We start from the raw sequence: 13034 nt of genomic DNA, 5'->3' as shown, positions 1-13034 counted from the left end.
CTCCTGTTGTTGCAAGGTTCAGCCGGGATGGCGCAGCCGGAACAGCATCGCCAGCGGCAGGGCCAGCCGCAGCGTCACACACAGCCGCAGCAATCCGGCGGCCAGCCGGTTGGGATCGGTGCGCAGCCGCGCCAGCAGCGCCCGGCGGGCGGGGGCATACCGCAGGATGCGGCGCACAAGCCCCGCCACCTGCAGGGTACCGGCGGCGCAGGGGCGCCCCGCCAGCAGCCAGAACTGGATGGTATACACGCTGACCCGGCGGGCCTGCAGCAGGTGCTGTTTTTCCGGCCCGGACAGGCGGGCGGCGTCCAGCACCGCGGCAAAGGCGGGGCGGGTGTACGCCTCGGCGGCCAGCAGGTCGGTGCGGCCCTGGCGGGACAGGGAGTTCTCTCCCCTGTCGTCCACCCAGTAGCCGGGCCGGGAGCACAGCGCCATCCGCCCGCACCGGGGCAGCAGCTGCAGATGAAACAGCAGATCCTCGTTGATGGCAAGGCGGGCATCAAACCGCACCGGCGGGGCCGCGTTCAGGCAGGCGGCCCGGTACAGCTTGTTCACCGGGCTGGCCAGAATGCCGGTATCCACCAGCAGGTATTCCAGACGGCCGGCCAGGGCCGCGAAGTCCGGCACGGTCAGGTCGGGCACCGGTTCGTCGTAGCCGCTGGCCCGTTCCAGGCCAAAGACCAGCAGATCCAGCCCTTCCACCCCCATCCGGGGCAGAAAGACGGCGCAGGTATCCGGCAGCAGCCGGTCGTCTGAATCCACAAAACTGATATAGGCCCCCCGGGCGGCGTCCAGCCCGGCGTTGCGGGCGGCGCTGGGGCCACTGTTGGGCTGGTGGATCACCCGCACCCGGGCATCCCGCTCCGCCCAGGCATCGCAGAGGGCGGGGCTGTCGTCTTTGGAACCGTCGTCCACCAGGATCAGCTCCAGCCCGCCGGGAACGGTCTGCTGCAGGATGCTCTCCACACACCGGTCCAGGGTGGCGGCGGCGTTGTACACCGGCACCACCACGCTCAGCCGCGGGGCGGTCACGGGTTGCCTCCCCGGCGCGTCAGCCGCCGCACGGCCAGCTGGATGCACCGGCCCGCAAAGTAGAACGGAAACGCCAGCTTCGCTTTCCAGGGCATCCGGTTCATCTCCTTCAAAAACGCGCCCGCGCCGCCGTATTTCAGCCGGTCACAGAACGGGAAAAAGGTGCCCACACACACACAGCGGGTGAACGGATACCGGCCCCGGAAATACCGGCGGCTGGCCTCCACCACCTGCAGAAAGTCCCGGTATTTCTGCACGGCGGTAGTGGTGGCGTTGTAGTTCTGATGGGCAGCGTCCACCCCGGCCACCCGGTAGGCGGAAAGGGCCTCGTCCATCACAAAGACCCGGCCCGCGTCCAGAAACAGCATGCAGAGGGCAAAGTCCGCAATGCTGCGGTTGGCGGTAACATAGGCCTCCCGGGCCGGATCCGGGGTACGGAAGAAATTGCGCACCAGGCAGGCGGTGCAGGAAAAGGTCACCCCCTGCAAAAACAGCTCCATGGTGGCGTCCCGATTCAGAAGCCGGGGATCGCTGGGCGGGCAGTTGTAGCGGTTGCCCGCGTCGTCGATCTCCTGGATGCGGTGGCTCACCGCCGCGTAGTCGGGATGGGTGCGGAGAAAATCCACCTGCTTTTGCAGCTTGTCTTCGGACAACCACCAGTCATCCCCTTCCAGGGTGCAGACGAACTCGCCCTTTGCGGCGCACAGGCCCTCGTACCAGTTGCGGCTGATGCCCACGTTCTTATCCCGCAGGCGCAGCCGGATGCGGCTGTCCCGGGCGGCGTACTCCTGCAGGATGGCGCGGGTGCCGTCGGTACCCGCGTCCTCGCTGACCAGCACCTCAAACGGAAAATCGGTGCGCTGGGCCAGCACGCTGTCCAGCGTCTGGCGGATATATCGTTCCTGGTTGTAGGTGGTGACCAGTACGGTCACGAGCGGCTGCTCCATGGCGGGCTCCTTTATTCGGCAATGGTTTGGTAGATGGTTTCCAGGGCCCGGCTGTTGCGCTGCGGGTCATGGGTGACGAGGGCGCGCTGCCGGGCGGCGCGGCCCAGTTGGGCGGCATAGGCCGGATCGTCCAGCAGCCGCAGCAGGGCGGCGGAGAGGGCCTCTGTATCGGCCGGGGGGTAAAGCAGGGCTTCCTGCTCATGGGCGGCCATGCCCGGCACACCGCCGGTATCGGCCGCCACACAGGGCATCCCCAGCAGCATGGCTTCGCCCAGGGAGTTGGGGCTGTTCTCAATGGAAGAGCAGAGCACAAACACGCTGGCGCTCTGCATCTGGTGCAGCATCCCGGCCTCGTCCAGCGGGCCGGTGTACCGGATGGCGTGGGCCACCCCCAGCTGCCGGGCCAGCGTTTCCAGATAGCGCTGGTACGGGAACATCCAGCGGATCACCGGGCGCAGCAGCGGGCCTTTATCCAGCGGGGGCCAGCCCGCCACCCGCACCGTCAGATCCGGGTAGCGGCGCAGCACCGCGGGCAGCGCCTGGATCAGCCGGTGCAGCCCTTTCAGCGGATAGTTGCCCTGGGTGAGGAACACCACCGGCTTTTCCGGCATGCCCGGCCAGCGGGCGGTGTAAAAGGCGGGGCGCAGAATCTCCCCGCAGGAATAGTAGGCGGCGTGCGGGGCCAGCCGGGCCAGCTGGGCTTTGTCCCAGGGGGTGCGGCCACTCACGTGGGCGGTACCGGCCAGCAGAGCGGCCTCCCGCCTGGCCTGGGCGTCAAACCAGGCCTGTTTTTTGTCCAGCAGGCCCCCGGGCACCAGCTTGTCCACCAGACGCTGGGCCGGGCCGGAACCGCAGTATTCCGCGGGCACGCCGTCCAGCAGATGTTCCGCACAGGGGCCCATCAGGCCCTGGATGGTCACCAGGGTGCGCCGGGGCCCGGCCGCCGCCAGCAGCGCGGACGCCGCCGGGTACTCGGTGCCCCAGATCTGCACCAGATCGGGCTGTTCCCGGGCCAGCAGCTCGGCAAAATCCGCCTGCTCGCCCCGGGGCAGCACCCAGAAACGCACACCGTCGGTCTCCACCGGTTTGGGCTGCGGGCCCACGGCGGCGTTTACCGAGGCGATCACCAGTTCCACCCGGCCGCGCAGCCGGCCCAGCATACCGTCCAGCCAGCCGCCGCCCACCGGGGCGGGCAGACCCAGCGCCCGGGCAGCCGGGGTCATGGTAACGCTTACGAGCCAGAGAACCTTCATTGTATCTCCTCCGTTTGCAGTCCGTCGGCCAGGGCCTGAGCCACCGCGGCCGGGGTGTTGGCCCAAAACAGCCGCTCGGCTTCCTGCCAGGGCAGGCGGTCGCGGCCTTTGGTTTGCAGAAACTCCGCCACCCGGGCGCAGACCTGGGGGCCTGTGCCCTCGTCCTCATAGACCACGCAGGCCAGCGGCCAGCGGGCCAGCGCCTCCCGGGCCGGGTCGTCCCGACGCTTGAGCAGCGCCAGCACCGGCTTGCCCGCGGCAAAATATTCATACAGTTTGCTGGGTACCTGATCGTTGTTGTCGTTGCCCAGATGCACCAGCACATCGGCGGCGCCTACCCGGGCGGCGGCTTCCGCCGGGGATACCGGGCCCTGGATGCGCAGCCGCTCCCCCAGCTGTTTCCGGGCGGCGGCGGGGGTATCGGCCGGGTAGTTTTCCCAGCCCGGACCCACAAAGGCCAGCCGCACCCCGGGCAGGTTCATGGCAGAAAACAGGGCCAGCGCAAAATGCGGGGTGCGCAGCGCCGGGTACAGACTGCCCGCGAACAGGCATTCCAGCGTATCGTCCGCCTTTTCGGCCCGGGACGCGGCAGGGGGCGGGGTCAGGCTGGGGAATTCCAGCACCCGGGTCTTGCCCCGGAAAGCCCCCAGCACACAGCCGGGCTCCTCCAGCGCCGCATACATCCGCTCGGTAACAAAGATCTTGTCCATAGCCGCCCAGAGCGCCTGTTCCCGGGCGGGGGTGGGATCGTTGGGATGGTCGTTGGCATAGGGGTCCATGCACCAGACCGCCCGCCGGGCCCCGGTTCGGGCCCGGGCAAGCGCCAGCGCCCCCTCATAGGGGGAGGCCACCGCCACCATCCAGTCGTAGCCGGTCCGGGATTCCAGAAAACGGCGCACGGTTCCCTGCCGCCGGGGGCGATGCAGCGCCAGTTTGCGCACCGCCGCCAGTGCCGCCGCCGGATGGGCGGCCAGCCGCAGCAGCCGCACCGGCACCGGTGTGCCGCCGGGGTTGCCGTGTTCCAGGCAGCGTTCCATGCAGGCCTCGTCGGCAAAGGGCAGGCAGCGGTGGGACGCCGCCCAGGGGGCGGGCAGCGGCGGAACGGCGCCGTCGTTCAGCTCCAGCAGATCGACGGTATGGCCGGCCAGGGCCAGCTGTTCCCCCACCCGGCAGGCCAGGCGGGGGTTGGGGGCCAGGGGGTATTCCACCCGGTCCAGGATCAAAAGCAGTTTCATGTTGCAGCTCCTTGGCCAGACGGCCGGTTTATACCCCGCCGGGCAGGCAGCGGCGGCAGAGGGCCCGGTACAGCGGCCGGGCACAAAGGGTAAGCAGCCCCGCCGCCTTGAGCCAGGCGGCCAGGCCGCGGCAGGTCAGCGCCCGGCCCAGCCCCACCCGCAGACGCCGGCGCACATCGCTGTGCAGCGGCGCAAAATCCGGAGAAGCGGGCTGGCGCAGCACCATGCTGTCGATAAACAGCAGTTTTTCGTAGTGGAAGGCCCAGGCGGCGGATTCCAGCCCGGTGCCGGCGGCGTCGGCTAAAATCGCGTCGGCCACGGCCAGATGATCCGCCAGCTGAGCGGGGCCGGGCAGCCGGTGGCTGGCGGAGGTGTCCACCTGCCGGTAGCCGTAGCCGGGCCACTGGGTGGCCGCCGCCCGCTCACAGCGGGCCAGCAGCTGCCAGTTGGCCAGTAGATCCTCGTTGTGGCGCACCTGGGTGGGAAAGCGAAAACCTTCAAACAGGCTTCTGTGGTACAGCTTGCTGCACAGGCCCCAGTTCATCCCCTGCGCCTGCTGCAGCAGGGCAGCGCGGATGCCGTCGCCGGTAAGGGTCACGGCGGGCGCGTCCGGCGCGGGGGTGGGGCGTTCGCCGGTAAAGCGGCACATGGCGCAGGCAGCCACGGTGGCCTCCCGTTCCCGGGCCAGGGCCAGCAGACGGGTCAGATACTCCGGCGGGAGCCAGTCGTCCCCGTCCACAAAGCAGAGCCACTCGCCCCGGGCGGCTTCCAGCCCGGTCTGCCGGGCGGCGGCGGGACCGGCGTTGGCCTGGTGGATCACCCGGAACCGGGAATCAGCAGCCGCGGCCTCATCACAGGCGGCCGGGCTTTGGTCGGTGGAGCCGTCGTCCACCAGGATACACTCCCAGGCCGGGTGGGTCTGGGCGGTAACGCTGGCCAGGCAGGGGGCCAGCCAGGGCCCGGCGTTGTACACCGGGATTATCAGGGAGATCAGGGTCTTGTTCACGGCATATCCTCCCCGTAGGCATGCAGATAGAATCGCTGCAGATACCGGGCGGTATCCACAATATCGTAGTGGGCGGCGCGCACCTGTTCCAACGCACGGGGGTTGCGGCCGGGCAGCGGGGCCGCCAGGACCTCCGCCCAGGCGGGCGCGTTGTTCAGCGGCAAAAACTGTACCCCGTCGGCGATGGCGGCGCTGCGGTCCACCACGTCGGACACATAGCAGGGCAGGCCCGCGGCCTGGGCCTCCACCATGGTGACCGGCAGCCCCTCAAACAGGCTGGGCAACAAGAAAGCGTCCATGGCGTCGTAGCAGGCGGCGGTATCCCGCCGCAGACCCGCAAAGACCACCTTGTCGGTCAGGCCCAGAGTTTCGGCCTTGCGGCGCACCTCTTCTTCCAGCGGGCCGGTGCCCACCAGAAGCAGCCGGGCTTCGGGGCAGCGGGCAGCCCATGCGGCAAAGATATCCAGCAGATACCCGTGGTTTTTCTGCTGGTTGAAACGGCCCACATGGCCCAGCACCCGGTGCTCCGGCAAAAAGCCGAAGCTGGCCCGCATGGTTTCCCGCCGGGCCGGGCTGAAGGCAAAGGCCGCCGCGTCCACCCCGTTGGGCAGGAAAACAAAGGGCTTGCCCCGGAACAGGGCTTTACCGGCATCCTGCCCGCAGGCGAACCGGTCGGTGAGGTCGAAGTTGAAGAACCAGGACATGGAGGCGTCCAGCAGGCCGATCAGACTGCGCTCGCTGGAAGTGTTGTGGCTGTGCCCGGCCCGCACCGGCACCCCGTGACGGCGGGCCACATGGTTATAGAACATGCCGAAACCGCTGTAATGGCCGTGCACCACCTTGTACTCCGGGTGATCGGCAAAGAATTGGTTCAGCTGATGCAGGTACCGGGGCAGGTTGAGATCCTGCCGGACGGTCAGCTTGGTGATCTGCCCGCCCAGCGCGGTGATCTCCTCATCAAAAAAGCAGGGCATATCAAAATGGTAGAGAAAATCAAACTGCACCCGCTGCCGGTCGATGGCGCGGTACACGTTCATGATAAAGTTTTCCATGCCGCCCGCGTTCATGGCGGGCACCACCTGCAGCACCCGGACCGGAGCCATCGGCGCACCTCCCCGCCGGGCAAAACGCCCGGTTTCTGCGGTATGCCAGGGCATACCTATATAGTGTATATTATAGGCGAAAACCAGGCAGTTTGCAACAAAAAGGGCGGGCGGCACAAAGCTGTGCCGCCCGCCCTTGCGGGTTCGTTACAGGGTGATGAAGTTGCGCACCAGCGCCTGGAGAAGATCGTCCCGGTCCACTTTGCGGATGATGGAGCGGGCGTTCTTGTAGGTGGTGATGTAGGTGGGGTCCTCGGAAAGGATGTAGCCCACGATCTGATTGATGGGATTATACCCCTTTTCTTTCAGCGCGTCGTACACTTCCTGCATGATGGCGCGGATCTCCTGATCCCGCTCGTCCCGGATAGAGAAAATGGCGGTGGGTTCGGACATGGAGCATACCCCCTCTTTGCTAAAATAAACTATGGTAACAGTATACCCCAGCCCCGGGGAAAATTCAAGGCGTATTTCGTGACAATTCAGCCACGAACCAGACCGGTGAAATAATCCTGCATGGCGCGGGCATCCTCGGCCTGGGTACCGGCGGACTCACAGATAAAGGTGGGGGTCAGCCCCCGGGCGGCGCACAGATCCAGCAGAGGCTCATAGGGCGGGCCGAAGACGGTATCCGCGAAAGTCAGGTGGCGTTTTTCGCCCCCGGCGGTATACTCGATCTTGCTGAAATGGGAATGGAAGCACCGGGCCCGGTCATCCCCCAGCGCCTCGGCCATCCGGTCCAGGATAGCGGCGAACTGTTCCTTGCCGCCCACCCCGCCCAGGGTGCGGGCGTTCAGGTGGCCGAAGTCGATGCAGGGGGTGATGCGCTTGTCCACGCTGCACAGGGCCAGCACCTCTTCCAGATCACCCAGCTGATTGATCTTGCCCATGGTCTCGGGGCAGAGGGTGATATCCCCGTAGCCCGCCTCGTCCACGGCAGCCTGGGCCCGGGCCATGGTGTCCAGGGCTTTGCGCAGGGCTTCTTCCCGGCTCTGCTTGCCGCAGCTGCCTGCGTGGAAGATCACCCGGCTGCCGCCCAAGGCGCGCACTGCCCGGCAGCTTTGCAGGATGTAGTCCACACTGGCCAGGCGCTTGTCCTCTTCCAGGCTGCTCATGCTGATGTAGTAGGGGGCGTGGACGCTGAACCGGATATCCAGTCCCTCGGCATTGGCCCGGATGGCGGCGGCGGTCTCGTCGGACAGGCGTACGCCCCGGCCGCACTGGTACTCAAAGGCATGCAGCCCGAACCGGGCGGTATGGGCGGGGATATCCTTGCTGTTCTTATAGCCCATGGCCTTGAAGCTTTCGCTGGTACCGGCGGGGCCGAAACGGATGGTATCGCTCACAGCAGTTTTCCTCCCTTTTTATAGTAACGGCGGATAAAGGGCTTTTCCAGGTGGCGGCGCACCTTGATGCCCCATTTGATCTCCGGCGCCATGGGCCGCACCACCAGCACCGGAACCCCGGCCAGCGCACCGCCCAGCCGGTCGGTGAACAGCTGATCCCCCACCAGGGCAAATTCCCGGCGGGAAACGCCAAGCTGCCGGGCGGCCTTGCGGATGCCCCAGGGCAGCGGCTTGCAGGCCAGGGACACAAAGGGCAGCCCCAGCGAAGCCGCAAAGGGCGAGACCCGCTTGCGGGTGTTGTTGGAAACGATCATCAGTTTGATGCCGGCCGCCTTCATCTGTTCCAGCCAGGCGGCCACAGGGGCGGGCAGGGTCTGGGAGTTGTGGGCGGTGAGGGTGTTGTCCACATCCAGTGCCAGCGCCCGGATACCGTGTTCACGCAAAAATTCCGGCGTTACGGCCGCCGCGCCGGAAAAGAGATAGTCAGGGGTCAGCAGCATGGGAACCGCCCTCCTTTTCAATATATGTCTGCGCCGCGCACGGCGGCGGGATGGTAATGAAAAAGGCAGAGCCCATCGGGCTCTGCCTCAAGCGCCCGGTGACCGGGACGCTTTCGTCTTCACAGTTCCGCAGCTTACTTATATTTCCGCTTGCGGGCAGCTTCGGACTTTTTCTTGCGGCGCACAGAGGGCTTCTCATAAGCTTCACGCTTACGAACCTCGGCGAGCACACCACTGCGGGCAGTGGAGCGCTTGAAACGGCGCAGGGCGCTCTCCAGCGACTCGCCTTCCTTCACGCGAATTTCCGACATCTTGTTCCCTCCCTTGGGCCTGAGGACCGGAGTTTAGCGATTACAGAGTAATCAACGTTCTAATTATACAATGCAACCGAAGTCAAGTCAACAGGTATTTTGTTATCTTCAAAAGCTGTTCACAGGCTGTTCACAAACTGCCCCGATCAGCCCTTGACTGCCAGGTTCACCAGCTTGCCGGGCACGTAGATCTCCTTGACCAGGGTCTTGCCTTCCAGGGCGGCGGCCACAGCGGGCTGGGCCTTGGCCAGGGCAATGGCCTCGGGGGCGGCGATATCGGCGGCCACGCTCAGACGGGCGCGCACCTTGCCGTTCACCTGCACCACGATCTCCACGGTGCTCTCCACGCACTTGGCGGGGTCATACTCCGGCCACTGAGCGCCGGACACCTGCCCGCCGTAGTTCTGCTGCTGCCACATCTCCTCGGTGATGTGGGGAGCAAACGGGTTCAGCAGGATCAGCAGGATGCGCAGTTCCTCACGGGTAGCGCCGCCCGCGTCGTTCAGATCGTTCAGCAGGCTCATCATGGCGGCAATGGCGGTGTTGGCCTTCAGCACGTCGATGTCCTCGCCCACCTTCTTGATGGTGCGGTGGAACGCGCCTTCCAGCTCGGGCCGGATGCCCTCGCCGGGCAGCACCTTTTCGCCCAGGGCCCAGATACGCTCCAGGAAGCGCTTGCAGCCCTTGATGCTGCTGGTGTTCCAGGGGGCGCTCTTCTCAAAGTCGCCGATGAACATCTCGTACAGACGCATGGTGTCGGCGCCGTACTCGTCGATGATCTCGTCCGGGTTGACCACGTTGCCGCGGCTCTTGGACATCTTCTCGCCGTTCTCGCCCAGGATCATGCCGTGGCTGGTGCGCTTATTGTAGGGTTCCTTGGTGGGCACCACGCCGATGTCGTACAGGAACTTATGCCAGAACCGGCTGTACAGCAGGTGCAGGGTGGTGTGCTCCATGCCGCCGTTGTACCAGTCCACCGGGCTCCAGTATTCCAGGGCTTCCTTGCTGGCGATGGCCTCCTCGTTGTGGGGATCCATATACCGCAGGAAGTACCAGCTGGAACCGGCCCACTGGGGCATGGTATCGGTCTCCCGCTTGGCGGGGCCGCCGCAGCAGGGGCAGGTGGTGTTGACCCACTCGGTATGGCGGGCCAGGGGGCTCTCGCCGCCCTCGCCGGGCTCAAAGTCGGTGATCTCGGGCAGGCGCAGGGGCAGCTCGCTCTCGGGCAGGGGCTGCCAGCCGCACTTCTCGCACCAGACCATGGGGATGGGCTCGCCCCAGTAGCGCTGACGGCTGAACACCCAGTCGCGCAGCTTGAAGTTGACCTTGGCGTGGCCCTTGCCCTCTTTTTCCAGCCAGTCGGTGATGGCCTTCTTGGCCTCTTCCACCGTCATGCCGGTGAGGAAACCGCTGTTGACCATCTTGCCGGTGGCACAGTCGGTAAAGGCTTCCTTGGTGACGTCGCCGCCGGCCACCACCTCGATGATGGGCAGGTTGAAGGCCTTGGCAAAGTCGTAGTCGCGGGTATCGTGGGCGGGCACCGCCATGATGGCGCCGGTGCCGTAGCTGGCCAGCACGTAGTCGGAGATAAAGATGGGGATGACCTTGCCGTTGACCGGGTTGATGGCCTCCACACCCTCCAGGCGCACGCCGGTCTTGTCCTTGGCCAGCTCGGTGCGCTCAAAGTCGCTCTTGCGGGCGGCCTCGGCCTGGTAGGCATGGATGGCGTCCAGGTTGGTCAGGCGATTCTCCCAGGATTTCAGGATGGGATGCTCCGGGCTCAGCACCATGTAGGTGGCGCCGAACAGGGTGTCCGGGCGGGTGGTGTAGACCACCAGATCATCGCCGGCGGTGGTGCCGAAGGTGACCTCGGCGCCGTGGCTGCGGCCGATCCAGTTCTTCTGCTGGGTGACCACGCGGGGGATGAAGTCCAGGCCGTCCAGATCGTCGATCAGGCGGTCGGCGTAGGCGGTGATGCGCAGCATCCACTGGCTCTTGACCTTATGGGTGGTTTCGGTGCCGCAGCGCTCGCACTTGCCGTCCACGACCTCCTCGTTGGCCAGCACCACCTTGCAGCCGGGGCACCAGTTCACGTTCATTTCCTTCTTGTAGGCCAGGCCGTGCTTGTACAGCTGCAGGAAGATCCACTGGGTCCACTTGTAGTAGGAAGGGTCGGTGGTGTTGATCTCCCGGTCCCAGTCAAAGGACAGGCCCAGGCTCTGCAGCTGGCTCTTGAAGCGGGCCACATTGTTCCGGGTGACGATCTCCGGATGGATGTGGTTCTTCATGGCGTAGTTCTCGGTGGGCAGGCCGAAAGCGTCCCAGCCCATGGGGTACAGCACATTGTAGCCGCACAGCCGCTTTTTGCGGGCCACGATGTCCAGCGCGGTGTAGCTGCGGGGATGGCCCACATGCAGGCCCTGTCCGCTGGGATAGGGGAACTCCACCAGGGCGTAGAACTTGGGCTTGGTATGGTCGATCTCCACATGGAAGGTCTTTTCGTCCTGCCACACCTTCTGCCACTTTTTCTCAATGGCTTTGTAATCGTATTTCACAAGCGATCAACTCCCGTATAAACTTTCCCGAACGCGCCCGGGGGCGCGGCGTGTTTTTATTCCTCGGTCTTGGGCTCTTCCTCGACCAGATAAGGGGCCAGGTCCAGTTCCTCGCCGTCGGCCCACAGGTGCTCCAGATCGTAGAAGCTGCGGGCTTCCGGATAGAACACATGCACGATGACCTCGCCGTAGTCCAGCACGATCCAGTTGCGGGCGTCCATGCCCTCGGTGCGCAGGGGCTTGACGCCCTGCTGCTCCAGCTGGAACTCCAGTTCTTCGGCCAGGCTCTTCACGTGGGTGGACGAGGTACCGCTGGCGATCACAAAGTAATCCGCCAGCACGGTCAGATCACGCACATGCAGCGCCTTGACGCTGGCAGCTTTTTTCTTGTCCAGCACCTTGGCGGCGGCAATGGCCAGTTCTTTGCTTTCCATAGATTTGCCTCCTTTATGGGTGGGGGATGTGGTCAGTTATCCACACCGTTGGCTTCTTTTTCGGCTTCGGCGTCGGCATCCAGCTGGCCCATATACTGCACGTTGGGATCGGTGGGGGTGCTGGAGGTGGTGCCCCACTCAGCCAGTTCAAGCTGTTCGGCGGGGACCTGTTCGCCGTAGGTGCGGAAGTAGGTGTTGAGCAGATCGGCGGTGCCTACCGGGTCGGCCACCACCACCGATTGTTTGTTGTAGGGCTGACCGTTGTACACCGGCATCTGGCAGATCATCATGTCGGCGGAATCCACCTGCAGCAGGGACAGGCCCACGCTGGCGATGGTACCGGCAGGCATATCGGTGGTCAGATACTTGACCGCCACCGGAACCATCTTGATCAGATCGCCCGCGGTCAGGGTACGGAGCCGGCGGAACAGCGCCGCATAGAAGTTGCGCTGCATGTTCAGACGGTCAATATCGCTGTTGGCGTAGCCCTCGCCGTAGCGGCAGCGGACAAAGAACTCAGCCGCGTCGCCGTCCAGGGTGCGCACACCCTCCTTGATGGTACTGCCCTTGAAGGAAATGTCATGGGGCACATAGACCTCAATGCCACCGAACAGGTCCACGATCTCTTTCAGGGACTGCATGTCGATGGTGGCGTAGTAGTCCACCGGCAGCTTGAGCTGGTCGCTGATCAGCTGAGCCAGGCTGGGAATGCCGTCGTTGCGCAGGGCCACCGCGTTGATCTTGCCGGTGGTACCGGCGATCTCGCCCACGAAGGTATCCCGGGGAATCTGCAGCATGTTGACCTTCTTATTCTTTACGTCAAAGTTGACATAAAGGATCATATCGGTCATGCCGTCGTTGGAGCTTGCGTCGTTGGAATAGGTTCGGCCCTCTTCGTAGTCGATACCGCAGACCAGCACGTTGACCACGTCGCCCCGGTATTCCTCAGCGGTGCGGATCTCTTCGGAAATGGACTGGGACGGGTTTTCGGGGGCGATATTGCTCATAACCCAGTGGTACACGCCCGCACCGGCGCCGACCAGCAGAACCAGGATCACCAGCAGGGTGACGAAGATATAAAAGCCGCAGCCGTGCTTTTTCTTTTTGTTCTGGCCGCGGCGCGGGGCGCTGTGCGCGGGTGCGCTGTGGGCAGGCGCCCGGTGGGTACCCTGGGAACTGCCCCGGGCAGACGCGGTGTAAACGGTACGGGCGGACGAGGTGTGCACGGTGCGGCGGGCCGGAGAACCGGAACCGCTGCCGGTGCCGCGGGCGCCGCCGGTATTCAGCCGGCGGGGCTGTTGGTTATTGCTCATGT

At 65.2% G+C, this 13034-nt stretch carries 13 protein-coding genes; all 13 read right to left on the bottom strand.

Annotated elements, in window-relative coordinates:
• Positions 1 to 18 precede the first annotated feature (18 nt).
• The 13 genes from B5E65_RS16175 to B5E65_RS06240 all read right to left on the bottom strand — a co-directional run bounded on the left by B5E65_RS16175 (position 19) and on the right by B5E65_RS06240 (position 13032).
• Complete coding sequence (locus tag B5E65_RS16175; RefSeq protein ID WP_087170918.1) at positions 19 to 1032, bottom strand: glycosyltransferase family 2 protein; 1014 nt, start codon at positions 1030 to 1032, stop codon at positions 19 to 21.
• A complete protein-coding gene (locus B5E65_RS06295; RefSeq protein ID WP_087170917.1) occupies positions 1029 to 1979 on the bottom strand; it encodes a glycosyltransferase family 2 protein in 951 nt (316 codons plus the stop codon). The genes B5E65_RS16175 and B5E65_RS06295 overlap by 4 nt, the downstream gene beginning before the upstream one ends.
• A gap of 11 nt (positions 1980 to 1990) precedes the next feature.
• The gene (locus B5E65_RS06290) at positions 1991 to 3232 is read right to left on the bottom strand and encodes a glycosyltransferase family 4 protein (protein ID WP_087170916.1); all 1242 of its coding nucleotides are present in this window, start codon (positions 3230 to 3232) and stop codon (positions 1991 to 1993) included.
• The gene (locus B5E65_RS06285) at positions 3229 to 4467 is read right to left on the bottom strand and encodes a glycosyltransferase family protein (protein WP_087170915.1); all 1239 of its coding nucleotides are present in this window, start codon (positions 4465 to 4467) and stop codon (positions 3229 to 3231) included. The genes B5E65_RS06290 and B5E65_RS06285 overlap by 4 nt, the downstream gene beginning before the upstream one ends.
• Positions 4468 to 4495: 28 nt before the next feature.
• Positions 4496 to 5473, bottom strand: a complete 978-nt coding sequence (locus B5E65_RS06280; protein WP_158098530.1) for a glycosyltransferase family 2 protein — start codon at positions 5471 to 5473, stop codon at positions 4496 to 4498.
• Positions 5470 to 6576 carry a glycosyltransferase family 1 protein gene (locus B5E65_RS06275; protein ID WP_158098529.1) on the bottom strand — a complete coding sequence of 369 codons (1107 nt, stop codon included), beginning with the start codon at positions 6574 to 6576 and terminating at the stop codon, positions 5470 to 5472. Before B5E65_RS06275 ends, B5E65_RS06280 begins: the two co-directional genes overlap by 4 nt.
• 147 nt (positions 6577 to 6723) lie before the next feature.
• Complete coding sequence (locus B5E65_RS06270) at positions 6724 to 6969, bottom strand: IreB family regulatory phosphoprotein (RefSeq protein WP_087170912.1); 246 nt, start codon at positions 6967 to 6969, stop codon at positions 6724 to 6726.
• A gap of 86 nt (positions 6970 to 7055) precedes the next feature.
• Positions 7056 to 7919 carry a TIM barrel protein gene (locus B5E65_RS06265; RefSeq protein WP_242957493.1) on the bottom strand — a complete coding sequence of 288 codons (864 nt, stop codon included), beginning with the start codon at positions 7917 to 7919 and terminating at the stop codon, positions 7056 to 7058.
• Positions 7916 to 8419 carry a YqeG family HAD IIIA-type phosphatase gene (locus tag B5E65_RS06260; protein WP_087170911.1) on the bottom strand — a complete coding sequence of 168 codons (504 nt, stop codon included), beginning with the start codon at positions 8417 to 8419 and terminating at the stop codon, positions 7916 to 7918. The genes B5E65_RS06265 and B5E65_RS06260 overlap by 4 nt, the downstream gene beginning before the upstream one ends.
• Positions 8420 to 8553: 134 nt before the next feature.
• Positions 8554 to 8730, bottom strand: a complete 177-nt coding sequence (gene rpsU, locus B5E65_RS06255) for a 30S ribosomal protein S21 (protein ID WP_087170910.1) — start codon at positions 8728 to 8730, stop codon at positions 8554 to 8556.
• 146 nt (positions 8731 to 8876) lie between these two features.
• The gene (gene leuS, locus B5E65_RS06250) at positions 8877 to 11285 is read right to left on the bottom strand and encodes a leucine--tRNA ligase (protein WP_087170909.1); all 2409 of its coding nucleotides are present in this window, start codon (positions 11283 to 11285) and stop codon (positions 8877 to 8879) included.
• Between the two features lie 56 nt (positions 11286 to 11341).
• Positions 11342 to 11719: a ribosome silencing factor gene (rsfS, locus tag B5E65_RS06245; protein WP_087170908.1), complete on the bottom strand. Its 378-nt coding sequence runs from the start codon at positions 11717 to 11719 to the stop codon at positions 11342 to 11344.
• A gap of 32 nt (positions 11720 to 11751) precedes the next feature.
• The gene (locus B5E65_RS06240; RefSeq protein WP_087170907.1) at positions 11752 to 13032 is read right to left on the bottom strand and encodes an LCP family protein; all 1281 of its coding nucleotides are present in this window, start codon (positions 13030 to 13032) and stop codon (positions 11752 to 11754) included.
• Between the last annotated feature and the right edge of the window lie 2 nt (positions 13033 to 13034).

It is taken from the genome of Gemmiger sp. An120 (assembly GCF_002160955.1).
Taxonomy (GTDB): Bacteria; Bacillota; Clostridia; order Oscillospirales; family Ruminococcaceae; genus Gemmiger_A; species Gemmiger_A avium.
This window is presented reverse-complemented; position numbering and strand designations above follow the sequence as displayed.